The following is a 20,510-nucleotide window of genomic DNA, read 5'->3' as shown; positions in this document are numbered from 1 at the left end:
AGCAAGACATTTATTGCAATTTTGATGATTTTTGATAGATATATTATCAATTTTTCAAAATATCGTCCCTTAGAATAAAATAATTGCAATTTTTGGATAAAAAACAGGATTATAAGCATTTATAGCGCTTATATGATGTTAACGTAGTTTGGCCTTTAACTAAGGATTTTTAGGAAGAATTTTATTAACCAAATAATATTTATAACCATTTCTAACACATTCAAAACAATGAAAAAAGTAATCTTCGCAGCTCTATTAATGGCGAGCATCGGTACACTTTCATCTTTCAAAGCCGATACTTCTGCTGTAAAACACGACACTGTTGCTGACAAAAAAGAATTAGGCACTGCTGACGACAAAAAAGAGCTTGGTACTGCTGATGACAAAAAAGAGTTAGGTACTGCCGACGCTCACAAACGCAGCACCTTGAACGACAAGAAAGAATTGGGTACTGCTGACTAATTAAAGCCAGCATTACCTGGCAGTAACTTGCAATAAGTTACTGGCAGTGGGGTTGCATATATTGGAATTTTCCAATATATGCACAAATGATCGGATTGACTATTTCATTCGGGGTTGGGCTGTATTTTTAAAAAATCCAGCTTTATAATGTTCGAAAGCTTTAATCTTGTCCCTCAAGACGTTAGCCTTTCCAGGCGATGTTATTTTAGTTACCTATCTAAAGCAGCCCTTTAAGTTTCTCTCCGTTCCTGACGGCTATTTTTATGGCTGAACAGGTTTTCTTTTTAAAAAATTTGACGGTTTGGCATTCAACAGAAACTCTATATTTGTTGCAAATTTTCCTGTATGCAAAATATTAAGCAGTACGTCGAGCAAAACAAACAACGTTTTTTGGATGAACTTTTTGACCTGCTGCGCTTCCCCTCGGTAAGCGCCGATCCGAAATATAAACCAGATGTCTTAGAAACTGCTGATTATGTGGCAAAAAAACTGTCGGATGCCGGGGCCGATAAGGTTGAGGTATGCCAGACATCCGGGTATCCTATTGTCTATGGCGAAAAGATAGTTGACGCTACAAAACCCACTGTGCTGGTATATGGGCATTATGACGTACAACCACCTGATCCGCTGGAACTTTGGAAAACCCCACCGTTTGAACCGACTATACGCGACGGCAAAATATACGCCCGCGGCGCCTGCGACGACAAGGGGCAGTTTTATATGCATGTAAAAGCATTTGAGCTGATGATGCAAAACGGCGGCCTTCCCTGCAATATCAAATTTATGATAGAAGGGGAAGAAGAAGTAGGCTCGTCGAACCTGGAAATATTTGTTAAAGAAAATAGGCAACGCCTTAAAGCTGATGTAGTGCTCATCTCGGATACGTCGATGATCAGCATGGAGCACCCCTCGCTGGAAACAGGGCTAAGGGGCCTCTCCTATCTTGAAGTGGAAGTAACAGGCCCAAACCGCGACTTGCATTCGGGTGTATACGGTGGTGCAGTGGCCAACCCGGCTACCATACTGGCAAAGATGATAGCATCGTTGCATGACGAGAACAATCATATCGCTATTCCAGGGTTTTATGATGATGTAATAGACCTGACACCAGAAGAACGCACAGCGCTTAATGATGCACCGTATGATGAGGCTGAGTATAAGACCGACCTGGGTGTGGATGAATTGTGGGGCGAAAAGGGTTATACCACTTTCGAACGTACCGGCACGCGGCCAACATTAGAAGTAAACGGTATTTGGGGCGGATATATTGGCGAAGGCGCTAAAACTGTGCTGCCGTCAAAAGCCAGCGCCAAAATATCGATGAGGCTTGTGCCTAACCAGCATTCGGACAAAATACGGGACCTGTTCACAGTACATTTTGAAAAAATCGCTCCCAAAAGCGTAAAAGTAAAGGTAACGCCGCACCACGGTGGCGAGCCGGTAGTTACCCCTACAGATAGCGTGGCTTACAAAGCAGCGCAAAAAGCAATAACCGAATCCTTCGGAAAAGCGCCTATACCAACACGCGGCGGCGGCAGCATTCCTATCGTAGCTCTATTTGAGGCCGAACTGGGCATCAAAACCGTATTGATGGGCTTTGGCCTGGACAGCGACGCGCTCCATTCGCCAAACGAGAAATACGATATTTATAACTATTACAAGGGTATCGAAACCATTCCGCTGTTTCATAAATATTTTGCAGAGTTGAGCGGGAGTTAGTGATTTGTTAATTGGTGATTAGTTAATTAGGGATTGGCTGGCCTGCAAACTATACAAAGCACTAATCACACACCAACAACTAAACCACAAACTTCTCACATCCCGCCAGGAAAGCTTCATTCGCATCGGCGCCTATGCCGGGAGTATCCGCTATTTTGAGGTGATAACCTTCGTAAATTACGCCGCCAACACATGGGTCTGCCAGGTGGCCCAGCATGCAAGTGTCCATATCAAAAAATTTGATGTTCGGGCTGGCATATACAAAATGAAGCTTGGCGCTTAAAGCGATACGGCTTTCAAGCATCCCTCCCATCATACAGGGAATACCGTGCTTCGCGGCAATGTCGTGTATTTTCTTTGCCTCAAAAATACCGCCCGATTTGGAAAATTTAATATTAATATAATCACAGGAGCCGCTTTCGATCTGCTTGCGGGCATCATGGTGATTGAAAACACTTTCATCAGCCATGATCTTTACCGGTGAAAGTTTTCTCAATTCCGGTAAACGGTCATCATACCAGGTGCGCATAGGCTGTTCACAAAATTCAATATTGTAGGGGTTTATTCCTTGCAGTGCAAAAACCGCGTCGTCAAAACTCCATCCCTGGTTGGCATCCACCCGTATCTTCATTTCATTCCCTACTGCCTCTCTAATTTGTTGAATGCGCCCGACATCAGTCCGTGCATCTTTGCCCAGCTTTACCTTCAAAACAGAGGCACCGTTTTGTTTGAACTCAACCGCCCTCCGGGCCATTTCAACAGGCGTAGCTATGCCGATAGTAATATCCGATTCCACTTCACCTACCGATCCGCCTAAATATTGATATAAAGGCAAACCTGCATTTTTAGCGGCAATATCGTGCAAAGCAATATCGAAGGCGCTTTTGATGGTGCTGTTACCTGCCGTAAAATCGTGTAGTTGCTGTAGCCGGGCCGAAACATCGAGTGCATCCTTATCTTTCCACAATTTTGCAAAGTCGCGCGCCATGACCAGGCAAGTATCCTGTGTTTCACCGACGATCATCGGGAAAGCCGAGCATTCCCCCACTCCATAAAAACCGGCATCGGTGTGCACACGGATAAAGATATTCTGCGCGTGGTCCATGGTTCCGGTAGCAATGGTAAACGGCTCCATGGGTATGCTGAAGCGGTATATTTCGGTATGGGTGATCTTTATTGGTTGCAATGTTGTAGCGTTGAAGTTTGTAAAGTTAGTATGTTTTGTGTAATGAATAAATGCGGTTGGTTAGGCTAAAGCCATATTGTTTTAAATTATCCCGTCGACTAAAGCCGGCGGCAATGAAAGAACTTTGCAACTTTCCAATAAAATGCATTTGCACATTAACACATTTGGATTATCTTTGCGTTACTTCAATAACAATTCAACTTTGGCCGCCCCGGTAATATTAGGGGATCTGCGCTAATTTTAGTATTTCACTTTAACGTTTTAAACTAATTTTTTTATGGGCACAGAACCATCAAAACCATTTGATTATAACTCCACCAGGAGTAAACTTATATTATCGGAGTACGGGCGTAACGTGCAAAATATGGTAAAATATATTTGCGAGTTGCCGACCAAAGAAGAACGTAACCGCTATGCACAAGTCGTGATAGACCTGATGGGCTTTTTAAACCCGCACCTGCGCGACGTGGCCGACTTTAAACACAAACTTTGGGACCATTTACATATCATCTCCAATTTCCAGATAGATGTAGATTCGCCATATCCAAAACCAGAAATGGATGTAATTAACATGAAGCCGGAGCCATTGAAATACCCGCACCAGCGCATCAAATACAAGCATTACGGCAAAACCATCGAATTGATGATGGATAAGGCGAAAACTATAGAAGAGCCGGAGCGCAAACAGCACATGGTGCAGGCCATTGCTAACTTTATGAAAATGGCTTATGTACAGTGGAACAAGGACTCCGTTGCAGACGAAAGTATCATTGCTGATTTGCGGGCAATGTCGGGCGGGCAATTGCAGCTGGAAGAGAATGTGAACCTGAACAAGGTGGAATTTCGTGCCAACCCTTATGTTAAGGAAAATAATGCACGCGGAGGACGCACCAACAATAACAACCAAAATAACCGGGGACGAAGTAACCAAAACAACAATCCGCGGAACAATAATAATCAGAATAATCGTAACCGGAACAGCGGCGGCGGCTCGCGCAAGTATTAATTGGCCTGCAGTTCGTGGTTGATAGTTCATGGCAGATCGCAGATAATTTATAATCTTTGCAGCGATCTGTTCATTCCAACTGGCTATGAACTAGGAACCATCAACTATGAACCACAATGAATAACGCATTCGAAATAATAGGTGGCAAGCCACTAAAAGGCGAAATTATACCGCAGGGGGCAAAAAACGAGGCTTTACAGATACTTTCGGCAGTGTTGCTGACCAGCGAGAAAGTAACGATCAGCAATATCCCCGATATAAAAGATGTCAACAAACTGATAGAATTGCTGGGTGATATGGGTGTAGTGGTGGAACGGCTTGCCCCGGATACCTATAGCTTCGAGGCCAAAGACATCGACCAAAATTTTTTCCAGTCGGACGCTTTTAGGAATAAGGGCGGCAGCTTAAGGGGATCGGTAATGATCGTAGGCCCGCTGCTGGCGCGTTTTGGCAAAGCAGCTATCCCGAAACCAGGTGGCGATAAAATAGGCCGGCGCAGATTGGATACACACTTTTTGGGTTTTGAAAAGCTCGGCGCAAAATTCAACTATGACCCGGAAAGCGGATTTTTCAATGTCGATGCTTCGGACCTGAAAGGTACTTATATCTTACTGGACGAAGCGTCGGTAACTGGTACTGCCAATGTAGTAATGGCCGCGGTGCTTGCCAAAGGCACCACTACCATCTATAATGCCGCCTGCGAACCCTACCTGCAGCAGCTTTGCAAAATGCTGAACCGAATGGGTGCTAAAATAAGTGGCATTGGCTCAAATCTACTGACTATTGAAGGTGTAACCGTGCTAAAGGGCACCGAACACCGCCTGTTGCCGGATATGATCGAGATAGGCTCGTTCATTGGCCTGGCTGCTATGACCGGCTCCGAGATCACGATCAAAGATGTCCACTATGATGAATTGGGCATGATACCCGATGTATTCCGGAAACTTGGCATCAGGATCGAACGCAAAGGCGACGATATTTACATACCTGCCCAGAAGCATTACGAGATAGAAACTTTTATCGACGGCGCTATCATGACCATAGCCGATGCGCCCTGGCCGGGTTTTACACCCGATCTGCTGAGCATCGTACTGGTGGTTGCCATCCAGGCAAAAGGATCGGTACTGATCCATCAAAAGATGTTCGAGAGCCGCCTGTTTTTTGTGGATAAGCTGCTGGATATGGGCGCCCAGATCATCCTTTGCGACCCGCACCGGGCCACGGTAATAGGCCTGGACAACCAGGTGCAATTGCGGGGCATATCGATGACCTCGCCCGACATACGTGCGGGGGTTTCGTTATTAATAGCGGCATTATCGGCCCAGGGCAAATCGACAATTTACAACATTGAACAGATTGAACGCGGCTACCAGCATATCGATGACCGTTTAAGGGCGTTGGGAGCGGATATTAAGAGGATCTGATTATTTAGTTGGAAAGTCCGGATTCCGCGTAAGTCCGAAAGATGGATAGTCTTTCGGACTTATTTTTTACCTTTATAAAAAACTAACCAACTTGCCTGCCGACAAACACAATCAACAGAAATTAACTTCTTTTATCCTGCTGTTCGTTGTTATCAAGATCGGCCTGAACATGCTGGCCATGTTCCATTTTGGGTTTCAGCGCGACGAACTTTTACACCTGGCACTGGGCGATCATTTAGGCTGGGGCTTCAAGGAAGTACCTCCATTTATCGCTTTACTGGCAAAAATATCTACGACACTGTTCGGCGGTTCGGTATTCGCTACGCGGATATTCAGTACGTTGGCAAGCGGCTTTATTATTTGGTTTACCGGAAAGATAGTTGAGGAGTTAGGCGGCGGCAGATTTGCAATAGCGTTAGCCTGTCTTGCGCTGATATTTGCACCTGCATTTGCCGCAAGCGGGTACTTATTTCAGCCGGTAGTGTTCGATCAGTTATGGTGGGTATTATCTGCCTACCTGGTCATTAAGTATATTAATACACCTGACAAGAATTACCTGTACCTGTTGGGTATGGTGATCGGCATTGGTCTGCTTACCAAGTACACCATGGCATTTTTTGCAGGCGCTTTGATAGCCGGGTTGTTGCTGACCAAAGAGCGCAAGGTGCTCTGGAGCAAGCATATCGCATTTGCCGTATTGATTGCCATAGCGATATTTCTACCTAACATTTTATGGCAATTTAAACACCATTTACCGCTGATGACCCACATGAAAAACCTGCGGGAGGAACAACTGAACTATATTAAGCCGTTAGATTTTATCAAGCAGCAATTGCGGGTTAATGGCATTGCTTTGTTTGTTTGGCTGCCAGGCTTAATAACCCTGCTGTTTTCTGCAAGGCTAAGCAGGTTCCGGTTTGTTGCTTTCGCTTTTATCATTGTATTTGTTTTCCTGCTTGAAATGAATGGCAAGGAGTATTATTTATTTGGCGCTTACCCCATGCTTTTTGCCGCCGGCGGATATTGCTTTGAAACCTGGATAAAGCCAAAGTACAAGATACTTCGCGTGGCTGCTATCCTGGTATTGGCTTTTACGAATGTTATTTTTCTGCCGTTGGCCTTACCCTTGCTTACTGTGGACAAAACGATCGCGGCATTTAAAGCGCTGCATGTGGCCCCTAAGTGGGAGGACCAAAAAGAGCACCCGTTATCACAGGATTATGCGGATATGTTTGGCTGGGACGAGATGGGCAATAAAGTTGCCTGGGCGTACTCGGGCCTTACACCTGACCAGCAAAAACACACCCAGATATATGCTGACAATTATGGCGATGCCGGGGCAGTGTACCACTACGGAAAAAAATATCACCTGCCCGAGGTTGCAAGCCTGAATAGCAGCTTTACCCTTTGGGCCCCGGATACCCTGAGCGCACATTACATTATTTATGTGGATGACCAGGGCGGAGGGAATGTAATCAAGAGGCTCGCGCCTTTTGTCGAAAAATATGTAAAACTGGGCGAGGTTACAGCGCCATATGCCAGGGAAAAGGGGACGGCCATATTTTTACTGGTGAATCCGAAGCCCGGACTAAATGACATCTATCAAAAAGAACTCGCCCGAAAAAGGCTGGAGTGATTTGATGTGCACATGAGGATGAGCGGGTGTGCAAATTTCAGATGTGCAGATGAGTTTAGTGAAACAATTTGTTATTATTGACTATTAGATTGTTTATTGATCTTATGCGCGGGCTTAAAACTATCATCTTCCTTTTCATTTCCAATACCTTTATGACCTTTGCCTGGTACGGGCACCTCAAATTCAAAGAATTCTCGTGGGGGAAAAACCTGGGGCTTTTTGCTATCATCCTCATCAGTTGGGGGCTGGCGTTTTTTGAATACGTGTTCCAGGTTCCGGCCAACCGCGCCGGTTCACAGGAAACCGGGGGACCATTCAGTTTGGTTCAGCTAAAAACTATACAGGAGGCCGTTACGCTTACCGTATTCATTATTTTTACCACCATTTTCTTCCGCACAGAAAAGTTAGGCTGGAACCATCTTTTAGGCTTTGCGCTTATCGTACTCGCCGTATTTGTGATATTTAAGAAATGGTAAATTGAGCAGAAAGCTGAAGTCGAAAAGCAGAAAGCTGAGAATTATTATGGATTCAGTTTCTTGTTAACTATCCTGTCCGTATAATCCTGGATAAATGCCTTGCAATCGAGCATGCCTTTGCTCATTTCGGCGTTCAGCATTTCGCCCTCCAGGTTATGTTTCAGGCTCTTATCCGAGATGGCATAGATACCGATGATCTTTTTCCCATCAAACAAATAAATATAATTGTCCTGCATAAACTGGTAAATGTTTCCGGGCGAATTGATAACACGCGGGGTTTCTACAGGCGAGTTGGTTATCAAACTCCTGCCCCACGACCGGAAGGGCTTGTTGTAGCCGATCAGGTCGACCAGTGTGGGGTATATATCCATTTGCGAAGCCAGGTCCGTCCTGACGCCTTTAAGGCCGTAGGCCGGGTTGGCGCTGTAAAGCAATATCGGCACCGCAAAGCGGTTTATTTCCTTGCTGTATTCCGGGTAATAGGTTTGACTGGTGTGATCGGCGGTAATAACGAATATGGTATTGCCATACCAGGGCTGCGTTTTGGCGTAATTGAAAAATTCGCGCAGCGAATTATCGGTGTATTGCACGCATTTGTCGATAGCCAGCGGACCACCTTTGAAACGCGTTTTATATTTTGATGGGATCTGGAAGGGGTCATGAGAGGATAGTGTGAACAAAGTACCCAGGAACGGTTGTTTTTGCGTGCCGAGTGTTCGGCCCACAAACTGGAAGAAAGGTTCGTCCCAAATACCCCAGATACCATCAAAATCTGCGTCATTATTGTATTCCGTCCGCCCGTAATAATGCTGGTAACCCAGTATATTGCCAAAACCCTGGAAGCCCATGGAGCCGTCTGCCGCACCATGGAAAAATGAAGTTTGATACCCCATGCTATCGCAAATAGATACGATGGATTGTATCTTTTGCTTGGCATAAGGTGATGAGGTAAAAGCGGTCTGGAATGAAGGAATACCCGCCAGGATAGATGACATGGCATGAATGGACTGCCGCCCGTTAGCATAGGCATTGGTAAATATTAAACTATTGTCCGACAATGAATCGAGGAACGGTGTATATGATTTGAAACCCGGAATGTTAACGCCCCGGTTCATACTGCCCCAATATTCCCGCGCCATGCTTTCAAGGATGATGATCATCACATTGGGGCGGGTTGCCGGATGGCTGTTGTATTGCTTAATGGGTTTGATATTGGTGTTGATATAATTTTCGTCGGTCCAGTGTTCCAACTTAAAACTGCTGCTGGTTATGGTACGGATGATAGCGAAAGGGGTATTTAAAACAATATCGCCCTGGTTGGGGATGGCTACATGCTTATAGGCATCGACCATGTTGATCGGCCGGGTGCTGTGCTTGAAATCACCGCGAACGCCGCCGATCATTAAGGCGATTACGGCTACAAATACAACCACCGAAAGGCCGAAATATATCTTTTTGTTCTTAACAGCCGCTTGCTTACCCTTTACCCTGTAGTACAGCCAAGCCCAGCAAACACAACATACGATAAAGATCACGATCACATACCAATAGGCCCAGGAAAAATGGGCGAATAGGGCTTTCTTGTTGCTCTCGTCGGCAAGTACATCGAGCGTGGCCTTGGTCGACCGTACCTGGCTGAACCGATAGTAGATAATATCGACGAAATTGGTGGCATACGCCAGGAAATTGGTAACGAAATATAAAATGGCCAGACCTTTTTGATATCCGGCGCGGGTATTAACCGTTAATGGCAAAATACTCAGAACGATGAACAGGCTGTTGATATACAGCAAGGCTGTCGTATCGAATGCCAGGCCGTGGTAACACAAAGTAAGAAAGGCCCAAATCCCATCCACCGCAAACAAATGGGTATTGAAAGCAAAAAACAATACCCTGCTGATGAAGTAGAATACGTATGCTAAAAGTATCCTATAAGCAAGCGCCTTGTATTCTGTTGATCTAAACTTATCGCTCATGTATATTAACGCGGGGTTAAATATACATTGCGATAACGTTAATGTGCAATCATATTAAAGTAAAATCCACTTCAACCCGATATCGCATTGATAATATCATACTGCGTAATGATCTCGATCCTGCCCTGTTCATCTTCAGCCAATACCGCAATGTTATCCTTGTTGATCATCGACGATATTTTGTCGATAGAAGTATTCAGATCGATAAATGGGAAAGGTGCGGTGGTGATAGTTTGAACCGGCGATGATTTCAATGCTGGGTTATCCAACAGGGCATCCAGGATATCGCTTTCGGTTATTTTGCCTATCACCATGCCTTTCTGGGTAACCGGTATTTGGGATATGTTAAGCGATTTGATAACATTGATGGCTTCCAGCACTGTCTTTTCGCAATCGATGGTGATGATCTCCTGGCGCTCCTTCTTTTTGATAATGTCCCGGGCTGTCAGTTTTTCGTCTTTCAAAAATCCGCGTTCGCGCAGCCAGTCCTCGTTATACATTTTTCCCATATAACGCGAGCCATGATCGGGGAAGATAATAACAACTACATCGTCCTTTTTAAAGGTGTCTTTTAGCTGCAACACACCAGCGACAGCAGAGCCGGTTGAGTTACCGGCGAAAATACCTTCTTTCAAAGCCACCTCGCGTGTCATTAAGGCGGCATCCTTATCGGTTACCTTCTCGAAATGATCTATGAGGCTGAAATCAACATTTTTGGGCAGAAAGTCCTCCCCTATGCCTTCGGTTACATACGGATATATTTCTTCCTTGTCAAATATGCCGGTCTCTTTGTATTTTTTGAATACCGAGCCGTACGTATCGATGCCGATGACTTTGATGCCGGGATTCTTTTCCTTCAGGTATTTTGCGATACCTGATATGGTACCGCCCGTGCCCACCCCTGCAACCAGGTGCGTTATTTTGCCCTCGGTTTGTTCCCATATCTCGGGCCCTGTACTTTGATAATGTGCAACAGAGTTCGACAGGTTATCATACTGGTTGGGTTTCCACGAATTAGGCACCTCGCGTTCCAAACGCGATGAGACTGAATAATACGAGCGCGGGTCCTCCGGATCTACATTCGTAGGGCAAACAATAACTTCTGCACCGAAAGCACGCAGCGCATCAAATTTCTCTTTTGATTGCTTATCGGTACTGGTAAAAATACACTTGTAGCCCTTGATAACTGCTGCAATAGCCAAACCCATACCGGTATTGCCCGAGGTACCCTCTATGATAGTTCCGCCCGGTTTAAGCAAACCATTTTGTTCGGCATCTTCTATCATTTTCAGCGCCATACGGTCCTTAATAGAGTTGCCGGGGTTGGTAGTCTCTATTTTGGCCAGCACCGTTGCGGGGACGTCTTTTACTATTTTATTCAGCTTTACCATGGGCGTGTTGCCTATGGTTTCGAGTATATTGTTGTACCACATATCGTGTTGTTCGTGTCTGCCCCAAAATTACTTTTTCTAAAGTGATATTCCTTTATGGAAAAGCAAACAGTTGTGCATCATGCTTAAAACAACTGATAAACCCGTATCCCATGTCACGTCTCTGCAAAAAAACAACAGCGCTTTTATTGTTTATCGCTTTCATACAAGGCGGCTTATTCGCACAGCAAAAACTACTGACTCCCAGTCGGCAGAGCAGTTATTATACTTTTATCTACCGGCTGGAGCCGGATGAGGTGATGCGCTTTTATGGCAGGGCCGACGAGCTGCTACCCGAGAAAATGATGCATACGCTGGTAGATTCGTTTAAAACAGATGAGCGCTGGCGGAATTACCTGCCGCCGGGTAATTACCTGAAGGTTTATGCGGAGAAAAACGTGCTGCAGTATAAGCTGATCGAAAATCACACAGCAGACCTGAAGCTTATGCATAATACCGGCGATATTTCATTTTCCCTGGTTAACCGCCAGGGCGAAAGGATAAGCAACGCGGTAGTGCATATCAAACATAAATTGATAGCTTTTGACAGCAAAAGCGGGCTATATCATGCCAAAAGCTCAAAAAAAGTAAAGCTTATCCGGGTAGATTACCAGGGTGTGGTAAATTTCTTTACTGTAGCTGAGCAACACCGCTATCGCCGTAACTGGCTGAAGGCAAAATGGTACGGTATTAAACAACTGTTCAGGCATAAGAACAACTATAGTTATAACCGCTATCCAAATAACTATAGCGACTATTACACCGGCTTTATGATTTTCAATAAGGCCATTTACAGGCCCGGTGATACGGTAAAGTTTAAAGCTTTCATCCTGGATAAAAAGAGTAAGAAACCGATAACCGTTCCGCGTGTGCTGGTAAGGCTTACCGACCGCAACAATATTGACGATGTAATTACCGGGTATGTGAACAGCTACCGCGATGGCGGTTACGAAGGCAACGTGGTTTTGCGTGATACGCTGGACCTTGATCTCGATGAACAATATACAATCAGCCTGGAAGACCCATCGAGCGCCAAATATGGCCTGGACGATGACAACACTGACAGCGAGGACAAGGCTGCTATGGCCAAACGCAGGGTTTTTTTCGCCGCTCAGTTTAAGTACGAAGAATATGAGTTGAAGTCAGTCAATTTCAGCACCCGGCTGGATAAGACCGAGCATTGGACCGGCGACCCGCTGGTGGTATACCTGAAGGCCGTGAATGAAAACGATCTGCCGGTAAGCGACGGCCGTGTTACTCTGACATTGACTAACCCCATATTGAAGTACAATCAATCAACAAAAATTTTTGTGCCTGATACTTTGTGGGTGCACCAGGTGACGCTCGAACCGGTTGGTGAAACAAAGGTTCTTATCCCCGATTCGATATTTCCGAAGGCAAGCCTGGGTTACGAGATACAAGCTCAATTTTTAAACAGCAATAACGAGTCGCGGTCGACACAAAACCAGGTGACCTATAATTACGAGCGCTACCGCATATCGGGTGAAATAAAGGGCGACACGCTGGTTTCCTCGTATTTTAAACTGGGTAAAGAGATAAAAGGCGAAGCGGTGATCAGCGCGCTTAGCGGCGAGGATACCCTGTCAAAAACGAAAGTGATGCTGCCGTCTAAGATCATCATCAACCCAAATGCTGTAAGCTACAATATTGAAACCGACAGCACCGACATGGATGTGGATCTGAAAGAAAGTCAAAGTGGTATCTCGCTCTCTGGTTACCGCACTGCCGATTCACTGTTTGTAAGGGTGACCAATGAGCGTAACCTGCATTTATGGTACGCTGCATTTGCGGGTACCGACTTGTTGGAAACCGGTGAAGCAAGCACCCTGTTTTACAGGAAAGCGTATAGCGGATCGAAGGATATCAATTTTGTGGTGAATTACATTTGGGCCGGCAAAAGTGAATCGGAACAAACTACGGTGCCTTACCAGGATAAATTGCTGAATGTGTATGTAAAGCAGCCCGTAACCGTTTATCCCGGCCAGCGGGTACGTTCGGAGATAGCCGTAACCGACCAGGCAGGCAAGCCCGTGGCCAATGCCGATATTACCGCATGGGCCCTTACACGAAAGTTTACCGACTACCACACACCATTTATACCCTATTTAGGTAAAGAGAATTATTACCGCAGGACCAACCGCGAAAGATACCTGGAGCAAAACAACAATACTACGGGTATGAGCCACCTGGATTGGAAACGCTGGAGCCGCGAAATGGGGCTCGACAGCATAGCCTATTACCAATTTACCCACCCGCATCCTGTATACCGCAGCGAGGAGGCGTTGCATGATACCATTACCCAGATTGCGCCTTTTGTTATGAAGAATGGAGATATTGAACCGGTACATATCCTTTTTATCGACGAGCGGCCGGTATACTTTGACCAGGCGCAGCAAATGGAGCGTTACAGCTTTGCCGTAAAACCGGGCAAACATAACCTGAAATTCAGGACCACTACGCAATTCATTAAGCTGGACAGTGTACAGGTTGACGCTTACAGGAAACTCATCATCAGCCTGAACGATGATACATCGAACCACGCTGCAACATTTGTCAAAATGGCCGATACGTTAGACCGCTACGAAGCCAATTTTGTTGATCAGCATATGGTTACCATTACCGACAATTTCAACGGTAAGCTGGCGCTGCTACAACAGGGCGATCAGTTGGCGTTGCTGAACCCTGTTAACACAGGTTACCGCAACAGTAACCAGGTGCTTGTTGGCCCGTTGGCCTATAACTATGCCGACCTGCTTTTACCCGGCGAAAAGCCGAGGAGCTTCCTGGTTGAGCCGGATTACAGCTATTTGTTTGAACCGGGCCTGTTGAAGCAGAAAAGCATTCCCTCGAGATATCCGTTCCGCACGGCGCTGATATTCGGACAGGGCGCAACCGACTACAAACAATACGTGCTTACCCATAGCGAGGCTGACAGTATATGGGACCAATACCAGTACCTTAAAAGCAATACCCAGCAATTGTTTATTAATGAACCTGTTACAGGCAGGGTTACCGGGCGGCTGGAAATTTCGGTACAGGATTATAAAGACCATAAGGGTCCGCTGATCAAAAACATCATCCTGTACCGGTACGATGACCCGGATTTTATACAGGTACATTCAGGCAATACAACCAGGTTCAGCCCGTTGAGGCCCGGCAAATATCGCATACTGTTCCTGCTGAAAGGTGACAGTTATGATATTAAGGACGATGTGGTTGTTAAGGCGTTTGGGGTGACAATGTACAAATTTGATGTGCTGCCCACCCACGCCAGGGATTCTGTCAGCATTAAAATAAACCGGGTAATGGCCAACCGGACAAGCGCCTATAAAGCCGGCGACAGCGATGTACAGAACGACGCGCTAAAATTGAAAGAGGCTTTTAACGACCAGTATTTTGATATGACGAACTTCGGCGATTCGATGAGCGGTACCGTCATCGGCAGTGATGATAAACAACCTATTATTGGTTGCATGATAAAAGTAAAGGGAACCAACCACGGCGTGGTTAGCGATGTGAACGGGCATTTTAGGCTTAAAGCACCTTCATCAGGAAAGCTGATCGTGAGTTATATTGGCTACGTCACGCAGGAGATACGTATAGAGCCAGGGCGCCAGGTGACGATTAGCCTTACCCCTGCAAGCAACCAGTTAAACGAAGTGGTGGTAACCGGATACGCGACGGTTAGAAAAAAGGATATTGCATATTCTATGGCGGTCGTTACTACGACAGAGCAGGGCCTGATGGGACAAGCTGCGGGTGTAATGATTGAAGGCCAACCGGGTGGCGGAAGTACCATATACATCAGGGGCATATCAGACAAGTCAGGTGCAAAGCCACTCATTGTTGTGGATGGTGAAATTGTTGCGGACCTGAACAGTATCAGCCCGGCCGATATAGGGGAAATATCGATGCTAAAAGATGCCGCAGCAACTGCTTTGTATGGGTCGCAAGCTGCGAACGGCGTAATAGTGATCAATACCAAAAAGAAGTCAAAAGCTGGCCAGGGTGCCGACACCACCAGGCAGGGGGAAGGATCGCAAAGTCTTCGCAAAAATTTCTCGGATTATGCTTACTGGCAGCCTAAATTAACCACCGATGCCGAAGGTAAGGCCAGCTTTGTTTCGATATTCCCGGATGATATTACCAACTGGCGCACTTTTGTTGTAGCTATAAACGGCCAAAAGCAAACCGGGTTCAGTGAGAAGCAGATCAAATCGTACCGCCCGGTGAGCGCTAATTTTGTATCGCCCCAGTTTGCTGTGAGAGGCGATGAACTGCATGTAATAGGCAAAGTGCTGAATTATACAGCGGACACGATAAAAGTGGAACGGGGTTTTGCTTTCAATGGCAAACCCATAACCCACGATCTGCTGCAGATAAAAAACTCGCACATTGATACCATGAGCGTGACTGCCGGGGGTGCCGATAGCCTGGCATTTGAATATACCATTAAACGCGACAATGGCTACTTTGATGGCGAACGTCGAAAAATACCTTTGATGGAACAGGGAACCAAAGAGACCAAAGGTGTTTTTGAGGCGCTTGAAAAGGATACTACGGTCAGCCTGAAATTTGACCCTGCTTTGGGTTCGGTTACCTTTCATGCAGAATCGTCGGTATTGCCGGCTTTACTTGAAGAGAGCGATAAGTTAAGGAACTATCAGTATTTGTGTAACGAGCAGCTGGCGTCCAAGTTGATAGGGCTGCTGAGTGAACGGCGCATCAAAAAGTTTTTGAATGAACCTTTCGAACACGGAAGGAACATTACGGAGATCATCAAAAAAATCCAGCAAAACCGGAATAGCCAGGGCATATGGGGCTGGTGGAAAGATACGCCTGAAGAGTTGTGGGTGAGCCTGCATGTGATTGATGCTTTGCTGGACGCCGAAAATGACGGCTATCAAACCGGACTGGATAAAGTTAAGCTTACCCAATATTTATTATATCAGCTGGATAGCTATAAGGAGCGGGACAGGTTAAACTGCCTCGAACTACTTAAAAAATTGGGTGCAAAGGCTGACTATGAAAAGTACGTCGCTATTATCAGCAAGGAAATCAGCCTTCAGAAAACACCATCGGAATATAATAAGATGCGGCTGATGCGGATAAAACAGCAGGCCGACCTCCCGGTAAAAATGGACAGCCTGCTTGCGAAAGAACTGCACACCATGTTCGGTAACATTTACTGGGGTGAAGAAAGCTACCGCTTTTTTGACAACTCAGTTCAATTGAGCGTACTTGCTTACCAGATCATCAAGAATGATGGGAAACATCCGGAAGTACTGGCTAAAATAAGAGGCTACTTTATGGAGCAGCGTAAAGGTGGAGACTGGCGCAATACCTATGAATCGGCATTGATACTGGAAAATATTTTGCCAGACCTGTTAACAGCCGATAAGGAAATCAAACCTGCTTCGATCACTTTGTCCGGCGCAAAAGAAGAGACCATTATCAAATTCCCTTACACTGCTACTTTTACCACTAATGACCTGAAAATTACCAAAACAGGCACCCTACCGGTTTATATCACTGGTTACCAGCAATTCTGGAACAGGAAACCTGAAAAAGTAAGCAAAGACTTTACTGTTAATAGCTGGTTTGAGAAAAAGGGCGACAAGCTGACCAAATTAAAAGGCGGTGAGGCTGTTGAACTTAAGGCAGAGGTAACTGCCCGCGGCGATGCCGATTATGTGATGATCAATATCCCGATACCGGCCGGATGCTCGTACGAAAGCAAAGAGCAAAACTGGGGCAATGAAGTACACCGCGAATATTTTAAAGACCGGGTAAGCATTTTTTGCCGTAGCCTGAAACAAGGCACGTATACCTTTACGATAAATTTGATGCCCCGTTACAGCGGTATCTACAACATCAACCCGGCAAAGGCCGAGATGATGTATTTTCCCGTGTTTTATGGCAGAGAGGGGATGAAGAAGGTAGCAGTGGGTGATTAAGTTGATTGAGTTTTGCAAGTCCGGAAGGATGGTCAACTCAATCAACTAAAACTTCAAATGCTTTACCGTTAACCCGTTGTTGATGAGTTGTTTCAATGATTCGATACCAACGCGCAGGTGGGTTTCTACATATTGTTCGGTAACAGCTGAATCACTTTCGGAGGTTTTGACACCTTCCGGGATCATCGGCTGATCTGATACAAGCAATAACGCGCCGGTGGGTATCTTATTGGCGAAGCCGGTAGTGAAGATAGTAGCCGTTTCCATATCCACGGCCATGGCGCGTAATTTTTTGAGGTATTGTTTAAACTCTTTATCGTGTTCCCAAACGCGGCGGTTGGTAGTGTAACAGGTACCTGTCCAGTAATCGCGTCCAAAGTCGCGAATGGTGGTCGATATAGCTTTTTGCAAGGCAAACGCGGGCAAAGCCGGCACTTCGGCGGGCATATAGTCGTCGGAAGTCCCTTCGCCCCTTATCGCGGCTATCGGTAATATCAGGTCGCCTACTTTATTCTTCTTCTTCAATCCGCCGCATTTACCCAAAAATATAACGGCTTTGGGTTTTATAGCTGTTAGCAGGTCCATAATGGTGGCAGCAACCGGGCTGCCCATTCCAAAATTGATAATGGTAATGCCGTTGGCCGTAACGGTTTGCATGGGTTTATCCAAGCCCATTATCGGCGTATTTTCGTTCCAGTCTGAAAAGAGCTGCAGGTACCTGGAGAAATTGGTAAGGATGATATACTCGCCGAAATCAGCCAGCGGCCGGCCGGTATACCGGGGCAGCCAGTTGGCTACTATCGCTTCTTTGGTTTTTAAGCCCGATTTTACTGGCGAAGTTACTTCTGCAGGTTTTTCGGTTTCAGGGGCGTCTTTTTTGATGTCTTTTTCTTCGTTCATAGTATGTAGAGTTATAAGGTGGATGTCATGTTGAGGCTCCCGAAACATGCGGGCAAAGGCTTTTTCACTCATCCTTCGGGTATCTCAGGCTGACACCCCTATTTTGATTTTATATTATACGACAAACCCCGGTGTTTCACCAGGGCTTGCGGTACAAATATACGTGTTTTTAAATTTATGCTATGTTAAGCCACCTTTAATTTTTTCAGGTCCGACTTTTCAAATTTCTCCCTGGCGTAGTCCATGGTCACATTCAGGCGTTTAACATCTTTTTTTGACGGAAACTCGAACATGGCGTCGATCATGATCGCTTCACAAATAGAACGCAGACCACGGGCACCGAGCTTAAACTCCATTGCTTTATCCACGATGAAATCTAGTACCTCCTCATCAAACTCCAGCTTCACGCCCTCGTATTCGAACAGTTTTTTATACTGTTTAAGGAGCGAGTTTTTAGGTTCCGTCAAAATATTCTGAAGGGCTTCCCTATCCAATGGATTAAGGTAGGTCAATACCGGCAAACGACCTATCAGTTCGGGTATCAAACCAAACGACTTCAGATCCTGTGGAGTAATGTATTTATACAGATTCTTCAGGTCTACATCGCCATCGTGGTTCTTAAATTTGTAACCAACGGTTTGCGTACGCAGCCTGCCTGCTATCTTCTTTTCAATGCCGTCGAAAGCGCCGCCGCAGATGAACAAGATGTTATTTGTGTTCACGGTGATCATCTTCTGATCGGGATGCTTGCGACCGCCCTGCGGTGGTACATTCACCATAGTACCTTCAAGAATCTTCAACAAAGCCTGCTGAACACCTTCACCAGAAACATCGCGTGTAATAGAAGCGTTGTCGCTTTTGCGGGCTATCTTATCCACCTCGTCGATATAAACGATACCTTTTTCGGCAGCAGCTACGTCATAATCGGCAGCCTGTAACAAACGGGTCAGAATGCTCTCCACGTCTTCCCCCACATAACCGGCTTCAGTTAATACTGTCGCATCACAAATGCAGAAAGGAACGTTAAGTGTCTTCGCAAGCGTTTTGGCCAGCAGGGTTTTACCGGTACCTGTTTCACCCACCATGATGATGTTGGATTTTTCAATTTCCACCTCATCCTTATCAATGCGTTGGTTAAGACGCTTGTAGTGGTTGTAAACAGCTACGGAAAGGATTTTTTTGGCGTCATCCTGACCAATAACGTACTGGTCGAGGTGCGCTTTGATCTCGGATGGTTTCAGCAACGAAGGGGCCGATGGAGATGTTTTTACTTTGCGAACCTTCAGTTCCTCGGCCAGTATCTCGTTAGCCTGGTTTACACATTTATCACAAATATGTGCATCCAAACCAGCGATAAGCATCAGCGAATCCTGCTTTCCGGCACCGCAAAATGAACACCTTATCTCTTTGCTATTCTTATTCATCTTATCAAATATAATTAAAGCCCGGCATTATCACAACGAACAGGGCCATTTATTTATTATTAATACGTTGTAAATGACCCCGTTGTTTTTATTATTTCTTGCTGTTTGTGCCACGCAGTATCTCATCCACCATGCCAAATTCGATAGCTTCTTCCGAAGTCATCCAGTGATCACGGTCCGATGCTTTATCAACTTTATCATAAGATGCACCGCTATGATCGGCAATGATCTGGTACAGTTCCTTTTTCAGCTTGGTGATCTCGTGGTAAGATATTTCGATATCCGACTGCTGGCCCTGCGCACCGCCCGATGGCTGGTGTATCATCACGCGCGAATGCGGTAATGCGGCCCTTTTTCCCTTTGTACCCGCGCAAAGCAGTACAGCGGCCATCGAGGCGGCCATGCCGGTACAGATGGTTGCTACGTCGTTCGAGATAAACTGCATGGTATCATAAATACCCAGGCCGGCATATACCGAACCACCCGGCGAGTTGATGTAGATCTGGATATCGCGTTTGGCATCGGCCGACTGCAAAAACAACAACTGCGCCTGGATGATGTTGGCGATATTGTCATAAATAGCATCGCCAAGGAAGATGATACGGTCCATCATCAAACGCGAGAATACGTCCATTTGAGCTACATTCAACTGGCGTTCCTCAATGATGTACGGCGTCATGCCGGTTGGGGCAATGCCCATAGGCATACCGGTCGCTTGTACATTGCCAATAAATTTATCTACATACAGGCTGTTTATACGATGATGCTTAACAGCATACTTCCTGAATTCGTTTTTATCAATGTTCATGTTTTTGATCTTTCTTTTTGAGTTAATCGGGTTAAATATAGTTTTTAGTTGAATATGATTATTCAACCAAAGTTTTTTAAAAGTA

13 protein-coding genes are annotated in these 20,510 nt (G+C 45.7%); 7 read left to right on the top strand and 6 right to left on the bottom strand.

All coding sequences use genetic code 11. The annotated features are described in order from the left end of the window. Positions 1–228 precede the first annotated feature (228 nt). Together VL525_RS03580 and VL525_RS03575 are read left to right on the top strand one after the other, a co-directional pair. Positions 229–462, top strand: a complete 234-nt coding sequence (locus VL525_RS03580) for a hypothetical protein (protein WP_325383432.1) — start codon at positions 229–231, stop codon at positions 460–462. 345 nt (positions 463–807) lie between these two features. After that, the gene (locus VL525_RS03575) at positions 808–2,181 is read left to right on the top strand and encodes a dipeptidase (RefSeq protein WP_325383430.1); all 1,374 of its coding nucleotides are present in this window, start codon (positions 808–810) and stop codon (positions 2,179–2,181) included. Positions 2,182–2,260: 79 nt separating this feature from the next. Here VL525_RS03575 and VL525_RS03570 read toward each other — a convergent pair whose 3' ends face one another. Next, positions 2,261–3,358, bottom strand: a complete 1,098-nt coding sequence (locus VL525_RS03570) for a dipeptide epimerase (protein ID WP_325383670.1) — start codon at positions 3,356–3,358, stop codon at positions 2,261–2,263. A gap of 286 nt (positions 3,359–3,644) precedes the next feature. Here VL525_RS03570 and VL525_RS03565 point away from each other — a divergent pair, with 286 nt between their 5' ends. The 4 genes from VL525_RS03565 (at position 3,645) to VL525_RS03550 (ending at position 7,909) form a co-directional block, all read left to right on the top strand. Further along, on the top strand, positions 3,645–4,373 hold the full coding sequence (locus tag VL525_RS03565) for a DUF4290 domain-containing protein (protein ID WP_325383428.1): 729 nt from the start codon (positions 3,645–3,647) through the stop codon (positions 4,371–4,373). A gap of 116 nt (positions 4,374–4,489) precedes the next feature. Then, the gene (murA, locus tag VL525_RS03560; protein ID WP_325383426.1) at positions 4,490–5,797 is read left to right on the top strand and encodes a UDP-N-acetylglucosamine 1-carboxyvinyltransferase; all 1,308 of its coding nucleotides are present in this window, start codon (positions 4,490–4,492) and stop codon (positions 5,795–5,797) included. A gap of 91 nt (positions 5,798–5,888) precedes the next feature. Next, entirely contained in the window at positions 5,889–7,433 is a 1,545-nt protein-coding gene (locus VL525_RS03555) for a glycosyltransferase family 39 protein (RefSeq protein ID WP_325383424.1), read from the top strand. A 104-nt stretch (positions 7,434–7,537) separates the two neighbouring features. Next, positions 7,538–7,909, top strand: a complete 372-nt coding sequence (locus VL525_RS03550) for a DMT family protein (RefSeq protein WP_147033625.1) — start codon at positions 7,538–7,540, stop codon at positions 7,907–7,909. Positions 7,910–7,953: 44 nt separating this feature from the next. On the opposite strand, the gene VL525_RS03545 is transcribed toward VL525_RS03550, so the two are convergent. Both VL525_RS03545 and VL525_RS03540 read right to left on the bottom strand, forming a co-directional pair. Next, positions 7,954–9,885 (bottom strand): LTA synthase family protein, encoded by a 1,932-nt coding sequence (locus tag VL525_RS03545; RefSeq protein ID WP_325383421.1) that lies wholly within the window; start codon positions 9,883–9,885, stop codon positions 7,954–7,956. A gap of 71 nt (positions 9,886–9,956) precedes the next feature. Then, positions 9,957–11,318 carry a pyridoxal-phosphate dependent enzyme gene (locus VL525_RS03540; RefSeq protein WP_325383419.1) on the bottom strand — a complete coding sequence of 454 codons (1,362 nt, stop codon included), beginning with the start codon at positions 11,316–11,318 and terminating at the stop codon, positions 9,957–9,959. Between the two features lie 110 nt (positions 11,319–11,428). On the opposite strand from VL525_RS03540, the gene VL525_RS03535 reads away from it, so the two are divergent. Continuing rightward, positions 11,429–17,293, top strand: a complete 5,865-nt coding sequence (locus VL525_RS03535; RefSeq protein WP_325383417.1) for a carboxypeptidase-like regulatory domain-containing protein — start codon at positions 11,429–11,431, stop codon at positions 17,291–17,293. A 45-nt stretch (positions 17,294–17,338) separates the two neighbouring features. Here VL525_RS03535 and VL525_RS03530 read toward each other — a convergent pair whose 3' ends face one another. The 3 genes from VL525_RS03530 to VL525_RS03520 form a co-directional block, all read right to left on the bottom strand. Beyond that, positions 17,339–18,193 carry an AMP nucleosidase gene (locus VL525_RS03530; protein ID WP_325383415.1) on the bottom strand — a complete coding sequence of 285 codons (855 nt, stop codon included), beginning with the start codon at positions 18,191–18,193 and terminating at the stop codon, positions 17,339–17,341. A 185-nt stretch (positions 18,194–18,378) separates the two neighbouring features. Beyond that, complete coding sequence (gene clpX / locus VL525_RS03525) at positions 18,379–19,617, bottom strand: ATP-dependent Clp protease ATP-binding subunit ClpX (protein WP_325383413.1); 1,239 nt, start codon at positions 19,615–19,617, stop codon at positions 18,379–18,381. A 91-nt stretch (positions 19,618–19,708) separates the two neighbouring features. Next, complete coding sequence (locus VL525_RS03520; protein WP_325383411.1) at positions 19,709–20,425, bottom strand: ATP-dependent Clp protease proteolytic subunit; 717 nt, start codon at positions 20,423–20,425, stop codon at positions 19,709–19,711. Positions 20,426–20,510: the final 85 nt, after the last annotated feature.

This window comes from Mucilaginibacter sp. (assembly GCF_035492695.1).
Lineage (GTDB): Bacteria > Bacteroidota > Bacteroidia > Sphingobacteriales > Sphingobacteriaceae > Mucilaginibacter.
This window is presented reverse-complemented; position numbering and strand designations above follow the sequence as displayed.

What these genes read in the sequence shown, in the direction of transcription:
- VL525_RS03545 (WP_325383421.1), bottom strand. Translation starts at nt 9,885, where the DNA reads ATGAGCGATAAGTTTAGATCAACAGAATACAAGGCGCTTGCTTATAGG.
- VL525_RS03580 (WP_325383432.1), top strand. Translation starts at nt 229, where the DNA reads ATGAAAAAAGTAATCTTCGCAGCTCTATTAATGGCGAGCATCGGTACA.
- VL525_RS03535 (WP_325383417.1), top strand. Translation starts at nt 11,429, where the DNA reads ATGTCACGTCTCTGCAAAAAAACAACAGCGCTTTTATTGTTTATCGCT.
- VL525_RS03550 (WP_147033625.1), top strand. Translation starts at nt 7,538, where the DNA reads ATGCGCGGGCTTAAAACTATCATCTTCCTTTTCATTTCCAATACCTTT.
- VL525_RS03520 (WP_325383411.1), bottom strand. Translation starts at nt 20,425, where the DNA reads ATGAACATTGATAAAAACGAATTCAGGAAGTATGCTGTTAAGCATCAT.
- clpX (WP_325383413.1), bottom strand. Translation starts at nt 19,617, where the DNA reads ATGAATAAGAATAGCAAAGAGATAAGGTGTTCATTTTGCGGTGCCGGA.
- VL525_RS03565 (WP_325383428.1), top strand. Translation starts at nt 3,645, where the DNA reads ATGGGCACAGAACCATCAAAACCATTTGATTATAACTCCACCAGGAGT.
- murA (WP_325383426.1), top strand. Translation starts at nt 4,490, where the DNA reads ATGAATAACGCATTCGAAATAATAGGTGGCAAGCCACTAAAAGGCGAA.
- VL525_RS03575 (WP_325383430.1), top strand. Translation starts at nt 808, where the DNA reads ATGCAAAATATTAAGCAGTACGTCGAGCAAAACAAACAACGTTTTTTG.
- VL525_RS03530 (WP_325383415.1), bottom strand. Translation starts at nt 18,193, where the DNA reads ATGAACGAAGAAAAAGACATCAAAAAAGACGCCCCTGAAACCGAAAAA.
- VL525_RS03540 (WP_325383419.1), bottom strand. Translation starts at nt 11,318, where the DNA reads ATGTGGTACAACAATATACTCGAAACCATAGGCAACACGCCCATGGTA.